This is a genomic window from Streptomyces luteireticuli (genome assembly GCF_041519305.1).
Lineage (GTDB): Bacteria > Actinomycetota > Actinomycetes > Streptomycetales > Streptomycetaceae > Streptomyces > Streptomyces luteireticuli.
Map to the genome: position 1 here is coordinate 1383895 of NZ_CP167927.1, position 16906 is coordinate 1400800.

The following is a 16906-nucleotide window of genomic DNA, read 5'->3' on the forward strand; positions in this document are numbered from 1 at the left end:
GTTTGCGTCAGCCACGTCAAGAAATCCCGAGTTCGTTGTCGATGAACGCGAAGACTTCGTCGTCGGTCGCAGAGTCGATCTTCTCCGCGACCGACACGTCGTCGGCCGCGTCCTGTGTGCCGGTGAGCTTCGTCAGGAACTCCTTCAGACGGGCCGAGACGCGGGTGCGCGCGGCGTCGTCCTCCGTGATCCCGGAGAGCAGCGTCTCCAGCCGGTCCAGCTCGGCGAACGCCGTGAGCACGGTCGTCCCGCCGTCCTCGGAGCCGAGGAGTTCGGCCCCGAGGTGGGTGGCCAGCGCGGTGGCCGTGGGGTGGTCGAAGACCAGGGTGGCGGGCAGCCGCAGGCCGGTGACCGCGTTCAGCCGGTTGCGGAACTCGACGGCGGTCAGTGAGTCGAAGCCGAGTTCACTGAACGCCCGCGCCGCCTCGACCTCTTCGCGGCTGTCGTAGCCGAGGACGGCCGCGACCTGGCCGCGGACGAGGTCGAGGAGCTCCTGCCGCCGCCCGTCCTCGTCGAGCCCCTGCAGGCGCCGTACGAGATCCTGGGCGGCGACGGCGGCGACGGCCGCCGCGCGCCGGGCCGGCACCCGGACCAGGCCGCGGAGCAGCGCCGGCACCGGCCGGTCCTGTTCCCGGGCCGAGGCCGCCAGGGCGGCCGGGTCGAGCTCGACCGGCACGAGCAGCGGCTCGTCGGCGGCCAGCGCCGCGTCGAACAGCTCGCGGCCCCGGTCGGCGGTGAGGCTCCCCATCCCGGAGCGCGAGATCCGCCGGTTCCCCGCGTCGCCGAGCGTGTCGCCCATGCCGCCCGTCTCCGCCCACAGGCCCCAGGCGAGGGATACGGCGGGGAGGCCGGTGGCGCGACGGTGCTGGGCGAGGGCGTCCAGGAAGGCGTTCGCCGCGGCGTAGTTGGCCTGGCCCGCGTTGCCGAAGACACCGGCCGCCGAGGAGAACAGGACGAACGCGGAGAGGTCCAGGTGCCGGGTCAGCTCGTGCAGGTTCCAGGCCGCGTCGGCCTTCGGGCGCAGGACGGCGCTCATCCGCCCGGCGTCGAGCGACTCCACCACGCCGTCGTCGAGGACACCGGCGAGGTGGACGACACCCGTCAGCGGACGCCCGGCCGGCACGGCCGACAGGAGTTCCGCCAGGGCCTTGCGGTCGGCCGTGTCGCAGGCCGCCAGGGTCACCTCGGCGCCCGCCGACGCGAGTTCGGCGCGCAACGCCTCGGCGCCGGGCGCCTCCGCCCCTCGTCGGCTGGCCAGCAGCAGATGGCGGACGCCGTGCTCCGCCACCAAGTGGCGGGCGAAGAGGGCGCCGAGGCTGCCGGTCGCGCCGGTGAGCAGCACGGTCCCCTCGGGGCCGAAGGCTCCGGGGAGGGCCGGGGCGGACTCCCGTGCCGGGACGCGCGCCAGGCGCGCGGCGTGCAGGACGCCTTCCCGCAGGGCGAGTTGCGGCTCGTCCGTGGCGAGGGCCGCGCCGAGCCGCGCGTACGAGGACGGGGCGTCGTCGAGGTCGAGGAGGACGAACCGGCCGGGGTTCTCCGACTGCGCCGAGCGCACCAGGCCCCAGGCCACCGCCTGCGCGGCGTCCACGCCGTCCGGGCCGTCGGGGCCGTCAGGGCCGACGGCGACCGCGCCGCGCGTCACCACGGCCAGCCGCGCGTCGGCGAACCGCTCGTCGGCGAGCCACTCCTGCACCAGGCCGAGCGTCCACGCGGCCACCGCGTGGGCGGCCTCGCCGGTGTCGGCCGTCTCCAGCTCCGCCACGGCCGTGGGGAGGAACACCAGGACAGTGCCGGGGACTTCGTCGATCCCCGCCAGGTCGGCATACGTTCCCGCGGTGCCGCCGAGTCCTCCCGGCAGCGTTCCCACGGCGGCGTAGGGAGCGGGGCTTCCGGTGGCCGACGCCGACAGCTCGGGCCAGTCGACCCGGTAGAGCGCGTCCTCGTACTCCCGCCGCGCGCCCTTCAACTGCTCGGCGGAGACGGGACGTACCGCCAGGGCCTCCACGGACGCGACGGGCGCACCCGTACCGTCCGCGATGCGCAGGGAGACCGCGCCGTCTCCGGCCGCGGCCAGGCGTACGCGCAGTTGCGCGGCGCCGGTCGCGTGCAGGGAGACCCCGCTCCAGGAGAACGGCAGCACCGCTTCCCCGTCGCCCTCCACCAGGCCGCCGAGGCCGATGGTGTGCAGGGCGGCGTCCAGGAGGGCCGGGTGGAGGCCGAACGCCCCGGTCGCGCCCTCGGTGTTCTCCGTGTCGGTCAGGTCGTCCGGGAACGCCACCTCGGCGAACACCTCGCCGTCGCGGCGCCAGGCCGCCCTGAGCCCCTGGAACACCGGGCCGTAGCCGAGACCCGTCCGTGCCAGCTCCGGGTACAGGCCGTCGAGGACGAGCGGCTCGGCACCGGCCGGCGGCCACGCCACCAGGTCGAAACCGGCCGGCCGGTCCTCCGGAGCCAGGACGCCGGTCGCGTGCCGGATCCAGGGCTCGTCGGCCGCCGCGTCCTCGGCACGGGAGTACACCTCCAGCGTCCGGCGGCCGGACTCCCCGGAAGCGCCCACGACGGCCTGGAGCTGCACCGCACCCGACTCCGGCAGCACCAGCGGCGCCTCCGTCGTCAGCTCTTCGAGCAGCGCACAGCCGACCTGGTCGCCGGCCCGCACCGCCAGCTCGACGAACGCCGTCCCCGGCAGCAGGACCACGTCGGAGAACGAGTGCTCCGCGAGCCAGGGATGGGTGCGCAGGGAGAGACGCCCGGTGAGCAGCAGACCGTCCGAACCGGGCAGCGGCACCGCCGCGCCGAGCAGCGGGTGGTCGGCCGCCACGAGCCCCAGCCCCGCGGCGTCCCCGGCGGACGGAGCGGCCTGCGGCCAGTAGTGGCGCTGCTGGAAGGCGTAGGTGGGCAGGTCGACGCGGCGGGCGTGGTGGGGTGCGTAGAACGCCTGCCAGTCGACCGTCACGCCCTGCGTGTGGAGTCGGCCGAGGGCGTCGACGAGCGTGAGTTCCTCGTCGCGGTCCTTGCGGAGGACGGGGACGAAGACGGCGCTCTGCTCGTCGGTCAGGCAGTCCTGGCCCATGGCGGACAGGACTGCGTCGGGGCCGAGTTCGAGGAACGTACGGACGCCGCGGCTCTCCAGGTCACGGATGGCGTCGGCGAAGCGGACGGCGTCGCGGACATGAGCCACCCAGTAGTCGGGAGAGGTCACGTCACCGGAGGCCACGACCGGGATCGACGGGGACGAGAAGGTGAGCCGGGAGACGACCTGACGGAAGTCCTCCAGCATCGGCTCCATCAACGGCGAGTGGAAGGCGTGGGACACGCGCAGACGCTTCGTCTTCACACCGTCGGCCGCCAGGGCATCCGCGATCTCCAGGACGGCGGTCTCGGCGCCCGAAATCACCACGGACTGCGGGCCGTTGACGGCCGCGATGCCGACCTCGGCCTCACGACCGGCCAGCAGCGGCAGCACCATCTCCTCGGCCGCCTGGACGGACACCATCGCACCACCGGCCGGCAACGCCTGCATCAGACGCCCACGAGCCGACACCAGACGGGCCGCATCGGCCAACGACAGAACACCCGCCACATGCGCGGCAGCAATCTCACCCACGGAATGCCCGGCGAGGAAGTCAGGACGAACACCCCACGACTCGACCAGACGGAACAGCGCAACCTCGACCGCGAACAACGCAGCCTGCGTGTACTCGGTGCGGCCCAACGCCTCCTCGTCCCCGTCGATCACCTCGACAAGCGACCGCTCCAGATCCAGCTCGGCGCAGACCGCATTGAAGGCATCGGCGAACACCGGGAACGCGGCACGCAGTTCACACCCCATCCCGATCCGCTGCGCACCCTGCCCCGTGAACAACACCGCCAGGGCTCCGCCTGTCACAGCAGCGCCGTTCATGCCCTCGGCGACGGAGTCGAGACCGCGCAGCAGTCCTTCACGGTCCCGGCCTGCCACCACCGCGCGGTGGCTCAGCGCCGCCCGGGAGGTGGCCAGCGAGAACGCCACGTCCACCGGCGACAGTTCGGGGCGCGCAGTGAGGAACTCCCGGAGCCGCTCCGCCTGCTGCGCCAGTGCGGGTGCCGTACGGCCGGAGAGGACCCACGGCATCGCGCCTGCGTCGCCGGGGTTCCGCACCGGTTCGTCGGCGGCAGGTGCCTGCTCCAGGATCACGTGCGCGTTCGTCCCACTGATGCCGAACGACGACACACCCGCACGGCGCGGTTGACCCGTCTCCGGCCAGGTCTCATTGTCGGCCAGCAGGGACACGGCGCCCGCCTCCCAGTCGACCTGTTGTGACGGCCGACCGGCGTGGAGGGTCTGCGGGAGGACGCCCTCGCGCATCGCCATGACCATCTTGATGATGCCCGCGACACCGGCGGCAGCCTGCGTGTGACCGATGTTCGACTTGATGGAACCCAGCCACAACGGCCGGTCCTCCGGCCGGTCCTGACCGTAGGTGGCCAGCAGGGCCTGCGCCTCGATCGGGTCGCCCAGCGTCGTCCCCGTACCGTGCGCCTCGACTGCGTCCACCTGCGACGGCGACAGACCGGACGCGGCCAGGGCCTGGCGGATGACGCGTTGCTGGGAGGGGCCGTTGGGGGCGGTCAGACCGTTGCTCGCACCGTCTTGGTTGATGGCCGAGCCACGGACGACGGCCAGCACCGGGTGTCCGTTCTTCCGGGCGTCCGACAGTCGCTCGACGAGGAGCATGCCCACGCCCTCGGACCAGCCGGTCCCGTCCGCCGAGTCCGCGAAGGACTTGCAGCGGCCGTCGGGGGCCAGTCCGCGCTGGCGGCTGAAGCCGACGAAGGTGCCCGGGGTGGCCATGACGGTCACGCCGCCGGCCAGCGCCATCTCGCACTCGCCGTTGCGCAGGGCCTGCATCGCCCAGTGCAGTGCGACGAGCGACGAGGAGCAGGCGGTGTCCACGGTGACGGCGGGGCCTTCGAGTCCGAAGGAGTAGGCGACGCGTCCGGAGGCGATGCTCGCCGAGCTTCCCGTGCCCACGAACCCTTCGGCGCTGTCGATGGCCTGACCGACGACCTCGGCGTAGTCGTGGTACATGACGCCGGTGAACACGCCGGTCCGGCTGCCGCGCACGGCGTGCGGGTCGATGCCCGCGCGTTCGAACGTCTCCCAGGTGGTCTGGAGGAGCAGGCGCTGCTGCGGGTCCATCGCGACGGCTTCGCGTGGCGAGATACCGAAGAACGCCGGGTCGAACTCGCCCGCGCCGTGCAGGAATCCGCCCTCACGGGTGTAGGTGGTCCCGTGGTGGTCGGGGTCCGGGTGGTAGAGGCCGTCGAGGTCCCATCCGCGGTTGTCCGGGAAGCGGGTGATGCCGTCGGTCCCGGTGACGACGAGGCGCCACAGGTCCTCGGGCGAGGAGACCCCGCCGGGGTAGCGGCAGGCCATGCCCACGATGGCGATCGGTTCGTCGTCGGCCGCCCTGGACACGGTGGTCGCCACGGGCAGCGTGTCGTCGTCGCCGAGGAGTTCCGCGCCCAGGAACTCGGCCAGGGCGGCCGGGTTGGGGTAGTCGAAGACGAGGGTGGCGGGCAGGCGCAGACCCGTGGCCGCGTTGAGCCGGTTGCGGAGTTCGACGGCCGTGAGCGAGTCGAAACCGGTCTCGCTGAAGGCACGGTCCGGTTCGACGGCCTCCGGGCCGGTGTGCCCGAGCACCGTGGCCACATGGCCGCGGACCAGGTCGAGGAGCGTGCGCTCCCGCTCGGCCGTGCCCAGCCCCGCCAGTCGACGGGTCAGCGCCTCGGCGTCGCCCGAGCCCGAACCGGCAGTGCGCCGGGTCGTCGTGCGGATGAGTCCGCGCAGCAGGGCGGGCACGGTCTCGGCCGTGGGACGCGCGCCGAACCCGGACGCGTCGAAACGCATCGGCACCAGGGCCGCCGAACCGCCGGCCACACCGGCGTCGAGGAGGGCGAGGCCCTCCTCCGCCGTCAGTCCGCTGAGCCCCGAGCGGTTGAGGCGCGTCCTGTCCGCGTCGGCGAGAGAACCGGCCATGCCGTGTGCGTCGGCCCACAGTCCCCAGGCGAGGGAGGTCGCGGGGAGACCGGCGGCGCGGCGGTAGTGGGCGAGGGCGTCCAAGTAGGCGTTTGCGGCGGCGTAGTTGGCCTGGCCCGCGTTGCCGAAGACGCCGGCCGCCGAGGAGAAGAGGACGAAGGCCGTGAGGTCCAGGTCCTTGGTCAGCTCGTGCAGGTTCCGGGCGGCGACGGCCTTCGGGCGAAGGACGGCGTCCAGACGCTCGGGGGTGAGCGATTCCACGACCCCGTCGTCCAGGACACCGGCTGCGTGGACGACCGCCGTCACCAGGTGCTCGGCGAGCAGAGCGGCCAACGCGTCGCGGTCGGCCGCGTCGCAAGCGGTGACGGTCACCTCGGCACCCAACGCGACCAATTCGTCGCGCAGTTCCGCAGCACCCGGAGCCTCCGGGCCACGACGACTCGTCAGCACCAGGCGGCGGACACCGTGCTCCACCACCAGATGACGAGCCACGAGCCCACCCAGGCTGCCCGTCGCACCCGTGATCAGCACCGGGCCCTCGCCCCAGACGGCGGCCGTGTCCCCGGCAGCGGTCGCCCGGGTCAGACGCGGCGCGTGCGCCGCCCCCTCGCGGAGGGCGATCTCCGGCTCGTCCAGGGCGAGGACGGAGGCCAGCGCCTCGTACGAGGCATCAGTGCCGTCGATGTCCACCAGGACGAAACGGCCGGGGTTCTCCGACTGCGCCGAACGCACCAGACCCCATACAGCGGCCAGAGCCGGATCGGCGACCACATCGCCCACACCCACAGCGCCGTGCGTCACCATGACCAGACGCGACTCCGCGAACCGCTCATCCACCAGCCACGACTGCACCAGGGCCAGCGCCTCGTGCGCGGCCTCCCGGACATCGGCCCGAACCGGCAGGAAGGCGAACACCGCATCCGCCGACCCGACGGACGCCACGTCCGCGTGAGCGACAAAGCGGCCCGTCACAGCGGCAGGCACCGCACCCACCGCCGCCGGCGAACCCTCCAGAGCCGCCTCGGCAGCAGGCACCGCCGACCAGGCCACCTGGAACAGCGAGCCGCCCGGGCCACCCCGTACACCGGACAACTGCCCGTCCGCCACGGGGCGGAGCACCAGAGAGCCCACGGAGGCGACCGGGGAGCCCTCGGCGTCGGCGACGGCGAGACGTATGCCTTCGCCGACGGCACGCGAGACCTTGACCCTCAGCGCCGAGGCACCGGCCGCATGGAGGACCACGTCACCGAACGCGAACGGAAGACGCACTTCTTCGGCCCGTTCGAGGAAGCGCCCGAGGCCGATGGCGTGCAGGGCCGAGTCGAGCAGGGCCGGGTGCAGGCCGAACGCACCCGCGCCCGCCGCCTCCGGCAGCACCACCTCGGCGTACACGTCCTCGCCCAGCCGCCAGGCGTTGCGGAGCCCCTGGAAGACCGGCCCGTAGGTCAGCCCGCCGGCAGCAAGGTCGTCGTACAGGTTCTCCGTGCCGACCCGTTCGGCACCGGCCGGCGGCCACACCGCGAGGTCGAAACCGGCGGGCGGGGCGCTCGCGGTCAGCACACCGGTGGCGTGCCGGGCCCACGGCTCGTCCGTCAAGGCGTCCTCGGCGCGCGAGAACACCTCCACCGAACGGCGCCCGTCCTCGGCCGCCTCTCCCAGCGAGACGCGCAGTTGAACGCCGCCGCGCTCGGCGAGGACCAGCGGGACCTCCAGCGTCAGCTCCTCCAGGGCACCGCAGCCGACCTGGTCGCCCGCGCGGATCGCCAGCTCGACGAACGCCGTACCCGGCAGGAGGACCGTTCCGGCAACTGCATGATCCGCCAGCCACGGGTGCGTGCTCAGCGACAACCGGCCGGAGAACAGGAACCCGTCCGAGTCGGGCAGTGCCACCGCGGCGCCCAGCAGCGGGTGATCCGTCACACCCAGACCCGCCGAAGCGACATCCCCGACCGACGACGCCACGTCGTCCAGCCAGTAGCGCTCGCGCTGGAAGGCGTAGGTGGGCAGGTCGACGCGGCGGGCTTGGTGCGGTGCGAAAAATGCCTGCCAGTCGACGGTCACGCCGCGGGTGTGGAGTCGGCCGAGGGTGCCGACGAGCGTGCGCTGTTCGTCGCGGTCCTTGCGGAGGGCCGGGACGAAGGCAGCACTCTGGTCGTCGGCCAGGCAGTCCTGGCCCATCGCCGACAGCACGGCGTCGGGGCCGAGTTCAAGGAACGTACGGACACCGCGGCTCTCCAGATCACGGATCCCGTCCGCGAAACGGACCGCGTCGCGGACGTGAGCCACCCAGTAGTCGGGGGACGTCACGTCGCCTGTGGTGACGACCGGGATGGCGGGGGCGGAGAAGGTGAGGTGGGAGACGACCTGGCGGAAGTCCTCCAGCATCGGCTCCATCAGCGGCGAGTGGAAGGCGTGGGACACGCGCAGACGCTTGGTCTTCACACCGTCCGCGGCAAGCACATCGGCGATCTCCAGGACGGCGGTCTCGGCACCGGAAATCACCACGGACAGCGGGCCGTTGACAGCCGCGATGCCCACCTCGGCCTCACGACCGGCCAGCAGCGGCAGCACCATCTCCTCGGCCGCCTGGACGGACACCATCGCACCACCGGCCGGCAACGCCTGCATCAAACGCCCACGAGCCACCACCAGACGAGCAGCATCAGCGAGGGAGAACACCCCGGCAACGTGCGCCGCAGCGATCTCGCCGACCGAGTGCCCGGCCAGGAAGTCCGGACGAACACCCCACGACTCGACCAGACGGTAGAGCGCAACCTCGACCGCGAACAGCGCGGCCTGCGTGTACTCGGTGCGGCCCAGCGCCTCCTCGTCCTCGTCGATCACCTCGACCAGCGGCCGCTCCAAGTCCAACTCGGCACAGACCGCATTGAAGGCATCCGCGAACACCGGGAACGCGGCACGCAGTTCACGTCCCATCCCGATCCGCTGCGCACCCTGCCCCGTGAACAGCACCGCCAGCTTCCCCTTGACGGCAGCATCCCCGGCAACCGCCCCCAGGGCCCCCAGCAACTCCTCACGGCCCGCACCCGACACCACCGCACGGTGCTCCAGCACCGCACGCGACGTCGCCAACGAGAACGCGACATCCACCGGAGACAGCCCGGACCGGCTCGCGACGAACTCCCGCAGCCGCTCCGCCTGTTCCGTCAGCGCCGCCGCAGACTTCGCCGACAGCACCCACGGCACCACACCGGCGTCGTCACGCACCGGGTCGTCGACGACGTCGACGGGAGCCTGCTCCAGCACCACATGCGCGTTGGTGCCGCTGAAGCCGAAGGACGACACACCCGCACGGCGCGGCTCGCCTTCGGCCCGCTCCGGCCAGGGCATGGTCTCGGCCAGCAGCTCCACCGCGCCCGCCGACCAGTCGACGTGTGGGGTCGGCTCGTCCACGTGCAGCGTCTGCGGCAGGACACCCTCCCGCATCGCCATCACCATCTTGATGACACCACCGACACCCGCCGCCGCCTGCGCGTGGCCGATGTTGGACTTCAGGGATCCGAGCCACAACGGCCGGTCCTCCGGCCGGTCCTGACCGTACGTCGCCAGCAGCGCCTGCGCCTCGATCGGATCGCCCAGCGTCGTACCCGTACCGTGCGCCTCCACCGCGTCCACATCGGCCGTCGTCAGCCCCGCACTCTCCAGCGCGGCCCGGATGACGCGCTGCTGGGACGGACCGTTGGGCGCCGTCAGACCATTGCTCGCACCGTCCTGGTTGATCGCCGAACCCCGCACCACGGCCAGCACCTGGTGGCCGTTGCGCCGCGCGTCCGACAGCCGCTCGACCACGAGCATGCCGACGCCCTCGGACCAGCCCGTCCCGTCCGCCGCACCGGCGAACGCCTTGCAGCGGCCGTCGCGGGCAAGGCCCTGCTGACGGCTGAACTCGACGAAGGTGCCGGGGGTGGCCAGAACGGTGACGCCGCCCGCGAGGGCGAGCGAGCACTCTCCGTTGCGCAGGGCCTGCACTGCCAGGTGCAGGGCGACGAGGGACGACGAACACGCCGTGTCCACCGTCACCGCCGGGCCCTCCAGCCCGAGGGCGTAGGAGATCCGGCCGGAGAGCACGGCCTGGGAGGTGCCGGTGCCGAGGAAGCCCTCGACCTCCTCCGGGACGCCGGTCAGCCGGGAGCCATAGTCGTGGTAGGTGACGCCTGCATAGACGGCGGTGTCGCTGCCGTGCAGGGCGTTGGCGTCGATGCCGGCCCGTTCGACAGCCTCCCAGGTGGTCTCCAGCAGCAGGCGCTGCTGCGGGTCCATGGCGACGGCCTCGCGCGGGGAGATGCCGAAGAATCCGGCGTCGAAGTGGGCCGCATCGTAGAGGAAGCCGCCCTGGCTGGTGTAGGACGTGCCGTGGCGGGTGGCGTCGGGGTCGTAGAGGTGGTCGAGGTCCCAGCCGCGGTCGGTGGGGAACTCCGAGACGGCGTCGCCGCCTTCGGCGACCAGGCGCCAGAGGTCTTCCGGGGAGCCGACGCCGCCGGGGAAGCGGCAGGCCATGCCGACGATCACGATCGGTTCGTCGTCCACCGCGGCTGCTGCCGCGCGGACGGTGCCGCGGGACGCGGCGGGCGCCTCCAGGTCACCGAGGAGTTCCGTGCGCAGATGCTCGGCCAGCGCCTTCGGTGTCGGGTAGTCGAAGACAAGGGTGGCGGGCAGGCGCAGGCCGGTGGCCGCGTTGAGCCGGTTGCGGAGTTCGACGGCCGTGAGCGAGTCGAAGCCCAGCTCCTTGAAGGCACGGCCGCCGTCGAGCAGTTCGGTGGTGGCGTGCCCGAGGACGGTGGCCACGTTGGCACACACCAGGTCCAGCAGGGTCCGTTCGCGCTCCGTGGCGCCGAGGGCGGCGAGGCGGTCGCGGAGGGTGTCGGCCGAGCCTCCGGCCGTGGACTCGACGGCCCGGCGGACGGGGGTACGGACGAGGCCGCGCAGCAGCGGCGGTACGCCGTCGGGGCCGGCGTTGGCGCGGAGCGCCTCCGTGTCCAGGTGCATGGGGACGAGGACCGGGCCGGCGAGGCGGGTGCCCAGGTCGAGGAGGGCCATGCCCTCGTCGGCGGTCAGGGCGTCGCCGCTGCGGGCGATGCGGTCGATGTCGGTCGTGTCGAGGGCGCCGGTCATGCCGCTGGTGTCGGCCCACAGGCCCCAGGCGAGGGACGTGGCGGGCAGGCCCAGGCTGCGACGGTGAACGGCGAGGGCGTCCAAGTAGGCGTTCGCAGCCGCGTAGTTGGCCTGGCCGGGGTTGCCGAAGGTGCCCGCGGCGGACGAGAAGAGGACGAACTCGGTGAGGTCGAGGCCGAGCGTGAGTTCGTGGAGGTTCCAGGCGGCGTCGGCCTTGGGCCGGAGGACCGTGTCGATCCGCTCGGGGGTGAGGGAGGCGACGATGCCGTCGTCCAGGACGCCCGCGATGTGGAAGACACCGGTGAGCTGGCGCTCCGCCGGGACGGCGGCGAGCAGGTCGGCCAGCGCCTCCCGGTCGGCGGCATCGCAGGCCGCGATGGTCACATCGGCGCCCAACGTCTCCAACTCGGCGCGTAGTTCGGCTGCACCGGGCGCGTCCGCGCCGCGGCGGCTGGTGAGCAACAGGTGGCGGACGCCGTGCTCGGCGACCAGGTGCCGGGCGACGAGCGCACCCAACGTCCCGGTGGCACCGGTGACCAGCACCGTCCCCTCGGGGCGGCGGTTCTGCGGGACGGTGAGGACCAGCTTGCCGGTGTGCCGGGCCTGCCCGAGGTAGCGGAAGGCCTCCAGGGCGTCGCGGACGTCCCAGTGGGTCAGGGGCAGGTGCCGGAAGGCGCCGGCCTCGAAGAGGGCGATGATCTCCAGGAGCATGTCCTGGATACGGTCGGGGCCCGCCGCGGTGACGAGGTCGTAGGCGGTGTACGCGACGCCCGGATACGCGGCGGCGACCTCCGCCGCGTCACGGATGTCGGTCTTGCCCATCTCCAGGAAGCGGCCGCCGTGGGGCAGCAGGCGCAGCGACGCGTCGACGAACTCACGGGCGAGCGAGTCGAGGACGACATCCATGCCCCGGCCGTCGGTGGCGGCCAGGAACTCCTGCTCGAAGTCCAGGGTGCGGGAGTTGGCGATGTGGGCGTCGTCCAGGCCCTGGGCGCGCAGCGCGTCCCACTTGCCCGGGCTCGCCGTGCCGTAGACCTCGGCGCCCAGATGCTGCGCCAGCTGCACGGCGGCCATGCCCACGCCACCGGCCGCCGCGTGGATCAGCACCTTCTCGCCGGAGCGGAGGGAGCCCAGGTCCATCAGGCCGTAGTAGGCCGTGAGGTAGACGACGGGGACCGCGGCCGCCTGGGCGTAGGTCCAGGAGCCGGGCATCGGGCCGATCATGCGCTGGTCGGCGACGGCCACCGGGCCGAAGGCGTTGCCGAAGAGACCGAAGACGCGGTCGCCGGTCTTGAATCGCCGTACGCCGGGCCCCGTTTCGAGGACGACGCCGGCGCCTTCCAGGCCGAGGGGGGACTCGCCCGGGTACATGCCGAGGGCGTTGAGGACGTCGCGGAAGTTGAGGCCCGCCGCATGGACAGCGATGCGGACCTGCCCCTCCTCCAGCGGGGCGTCCGCCTCGTCGCCCGGGGCGAAGTAGAGGTTCTCCAGGGTGCCCCGGCCCGAGGTCTCCAGGTGCCAGGCCGCAGCGTCGGCCGGCGGCAGCAGGGCCGGGCGGTTCACCCGGGCGAGCCGGGCGGTGTGCAACGTGCCGGCGCGCAGGGCGATCTGGGGCTCGTCGGTGACGAGGGCGGCGGCCAGTGCCGCGTACGAGGCCGGGTCGTCGTCGAGGTCCACGAGCACGAACCGGTCGGGGTTCTCCGACTGCGCGGAGCGCACCAGGCCCCAGACGGCGGCCTGGGCCGGGTCGGCGGTCTCCTCGGTGCCGACGGCGACCGCACCTCGGGTGATCAGGACGAGGCGGGCCTCGGCGCACCGTTCGTCGGCGAGCCATGCCTGGACGAGGTCCAGGGCCCGGTGGGTTGCGGTGCGTACCGCCTCGGGGTCGGCGGTCCGCCGGGCGTCGCCCGGCGTGGTGCCGGACACGGCAACGAGACCGGCGACCGGGCCGGCGGCGGCGAGGGAGGCCAGGTCGGCGTGGTGGACGGTGGTGAGGCCCGTCCGTCCGGCGAGATCGTCGAGGCCCCAGCCGAGGACGGCCACATCGGTGGCGGGCGCGGGGCCGGAGGGCAGCGGGGGAGCGGGCCAGTCGAGCCGGTAGAGCGATTCCAGGCGGGTGCCGCCGTCGGCGAGTTGCCGAGCCGACACGGGACGCAGGGCGAGCGATTCGACGGACGCCACGGGGGCGCCGGTCGTGTCGGCGACGTCGATCGTCACGGAGTCCGCGCCGGCCTCGGCGATCCGCACCCGGAGGGCACCGGCGCCCGTGGCGTGGAGGGTGACTCCGGCCCAGGAGAAGGGCAGATGGGTGCGGTCGGCCTCGGTGACGAACGCCCCCAGGCCGATGGCGTGCAGGGCGGAGTCGAGCAGCGCGGGGTGGAGACCGAAGCCCTCGGTGTCCGTGCCTTCGGGCAGGGCGACTTCGGCGAGGACCGCACCGTCGTGCCGCCATGCGGCGCGCAGGCCGCGGAAGACCGGACCGTAGTCGAGACCGCCGTCGCCGAGGCGCTCGTAGAGGACGTCGACCGAGTCGACGGGCTCGGCCCCGGCCGGGGGCCAGGCGGACAGGTCGAAGGCGGGGTTCGTGGCACCGGCCGCGAGGGTGCCGGTGGCGTGCCGGACCCACGGTTGGTCATCGGGGGCGGACTCCGGCCGGGAGAAGACGTTCAGCGGCCGGTGCCCGGCCTCGTCCTCGGAGCCGACGGAGATCTGCAGCTGGACGCCGCCGTTCTCGGGCAGGACCAGGGGCGCCGAGAGGGTGAGGTCGGCGACCCGGCCGCAGCCCACCTGGTCGCCCGCACGGACGGCGAGTTCGAGGAAAGCGGTGCCGGGGAGGATGACCGTGCCGGAGACGGTGTGCTCGGCGAGCCAGGGGTGGCTGTCGCGGGACAGGCGCCCGGTGAACAGGAATCCGCCGGACTCGGGCAGCGGCACGGCCGCGCCCAGGAGCGGGTGACCCACGGAACCGAGGCCCGCGGAGGTGACGTCGCCGGTGGCCGTGAGGGGCTTGGGCCAGTAGCGCTCGCGCTGGAACGCATAGGTCGGCAGGTCGACTTGGGGGGCTTGCCGCTCAGGGACGAGCACGGTCCAGTCGAGGGCGATGCCGCGGGTGTGGGCCTCGGCCAGGGAGAGCAGGAAGCGCTCCAGACCACCCTCGTCACGACGCAAGGTGCCCAGCACCACCGCGTCCGTACCCTCCAGAGTCTCCTGGACCGGGACGGTCAGGACCGGATGCGCGCTCACTTCGACGAAGGCGCCGAAGCCCTGCGCCGACAACGCAGCGACAGCATCGGCCAGTTCGACGGTCTGGCGCAGGTTGCGATACCAGTAGTCGGCGTCGGTCACGGCGTCCGACAGCCACTCCCCCGTCACCGTCGAGAAGAACGGCACCTCCGGCTTGAGCGGCACGACAGGAGCCAGAACCTCAAGGATCCGCTCCCGAATCTCCTCCACGACGGCGGAGTGCGAGGCGTAGTCCACGGGGATACGACGGGCGCGGATGGACTCGGCCTCGCAGTGGGCCATCAGCTCGTCCAAGGCCGCCACTTCACCGGAGACGACCACGGAGGTCGGGCCATTCACCGCCGCCACGGATACCCGGCCGTCCCAGCGGGCGATCAGTTCACGCACACCGTCCACCGGCAGCGGAACCGACACCATCCCACCCCGGCCCGCCAAAGCCTCAATCGCCCGCGAACGCAACGCCACCACACGCGCACCGTCCTCAAGAGACAGCGCACCCGACACCACAGCAGCAGCAATCTCACCCTGCGAATGCCCCACCACCGCCGACGGCCGCACACCATACGAACGCCACACCTCGGCCAGCGACACCATCACCGCCCACAACACCGGCTGCACCACATCCACCCGATCCAACCCCGGCGCACCCTCCACACCACGCAACACACCAGTCAACGACCAGTCCACATACGACGCCAACGCCCGCTCACACGCCGCAATCCGCTCCGCAAAAACAGGACTCTCATCCAGCAGACCAACCGCCATCCCCACCCACTGCGACCCCTGCCCCGGGAACACGAACACCGTCTTCTCGACGGGGTTGGCGGTAACTCCCGTGACGAGCCCGGGGGTAGGCCGGCCCTCTGCGAGAGCCGTGAGGAGTTCCTCGGAGCGCGTCCGGTCGGTGGCGAGGAGGACGGCGCGGTGCTCGAAGCGGGCGCGCCCGAGTGCCAGGGAGCGGCCGATCCCGGACGTCGACGCCTCGGGGTGGTGGCTCAGGTGGTCGAGCAACTGCCGCGCCTGGGCGGCCAGTGCGCGTTCGCTGCGGCCGGACAGCACCCATGGCACAGGGTGCCCTGGAGCAGAAGCGTCGGTGGCCGGGGCAGCGGGCTCGGGGGCCTGCTCGACGATGACGTGGGCGTTGGTGCCACTGAAGCCGAAGGAGGAGACGCCGGCGCGGCGCGGCCTGCCGGTCTGCGGCCACTGCTGGGCGGAGCCGAGCAGACGGACGGCACCGGCGGCCCAGTCCACATGCGGGGTCGGCTCGTCGGCGTGCAGAGTCTGCGGGAGGACGCCCTCGCGCATCGCCATGACCATCTTGATGATGCCGCCGACACCGGCGGCGGCCTGGGTGTGACCGATGTTGGACTTGATGGAGCCGAGCCACAACGGCCGGTCCTCCGGCCGGTCCTGGCCGTAGGTGGCCAGCAGGGCCTGGGCCTCGATCGGGTCGCCCAGGCGCGTACCCGTGCCGTGCGCCTCCACCGCGTCCACGTGCTCGGCGGAGAGCCGGGCGCTCGCCAGGGCCTGGCGGATGACGCGTTGCTGGGACGGGCCGTTGGGGGCGGTCAGTCCGTTGCTCGCACCGTCCTGGTTGATGGCCGAGCCGCGCACGACCGCGAGGACGCGGTGGCCGTTCTCCCGGGCGTCGGACAGCCGCTCCAGGAGCAGCATGCCGACGCCCTCGGACCAGCCGGTGCCGTCGGCATTCACCGAGAACGCCTTGCAGCGGCCGTCCTTGGACAGGCCCTGCTGGCGGCTGAACTCGATGAAGGTGCCGGGCGTGGCCATGACGGTGACGCCGCCCGCGAGGGCGAGCGAGCACTCGCGGTTGCGCAGGGCCTGTGCCGCGAGGTGGAGGGCGACCAGGGACGACGAGCAGGCGGTGTCGACGGTCACCGCCGGGCCTTCCAGCCCGAGGGTGTAGGCGACCCGTCCGGAAGCGACGCTTCCGGAGGTGCCGGTGCCGACGAAGCCCTCGTTGTCGGCGTCCTGGCCGACCAGTTCCGCGTAGTCGTGGTACATGACGCCGGCGAAGACGCCGGTCCGGCTCCCGCGCAGGGAGGCCGGGTCGACGCCCGCCCGCTCGAACGCTTCCCAGGAGGCTTCCAGCAACAGGCGCTGCTGCGGGTCCATCGCCACGGCTTCCCGCGGCGAGATCCCGAAGAAGGCGGGGTCGAACTCGGTGGCGGCTTCGTGGAGGAAGCCGCCTTCCCGCGTGTAGGACGTACCGGGAGTCCGCGCCTCGGGGTCGTAGAGGCGCTCGATGTCCCAGCCACGGTCGGACGGGAACTCCGAGACGGCGTCCCGGCCTTCGGCCACCAGCTGCCAGAGGTCCTCCGGAGACCGCACGCCGCCCGGGTAGCGGCACGCCATGCCGACGATCGCGATCGGTTCGCGTGCCGCGGCGGTCAGCGCACGGTTCTGCTCGCGGAGACGTTCCTGCTCCTTGAGCGAAGCACGGAGGGCTTCAAGGACCTTCTCCTGGGAAGCAGCCATCAGAGCCTC

At 72.8% G+C, this 16906-nt stretch carries 1 protein-coding gene; it reads right to left on the minus strand.

The features are described from left to right. Positions 1 to 16: 16 nt before the first annotated feature. Entirely contained in the window at positions 17 to 16897 is a 16881-nt protein-coding gene (locus AB8735_RS05690) for an SDR family NAD(P)-dependent oxidoreductase (RefSeq protein WP_372405742.1), read from the minus strand. Positions 16898 to 16906 lie beyond the last annotated feature (9 nt).

What these genes read in the sequence shown, in the direction of transcription:
- AB8735_RS05690 (WP_372405742.1), bottom strand. Translation starts at nt 16,897, where the DNA reads ATGGCTGCTTCCCAGGAGAAGGTCCTTGAAGCCCTCCGTGCTTCGCTC.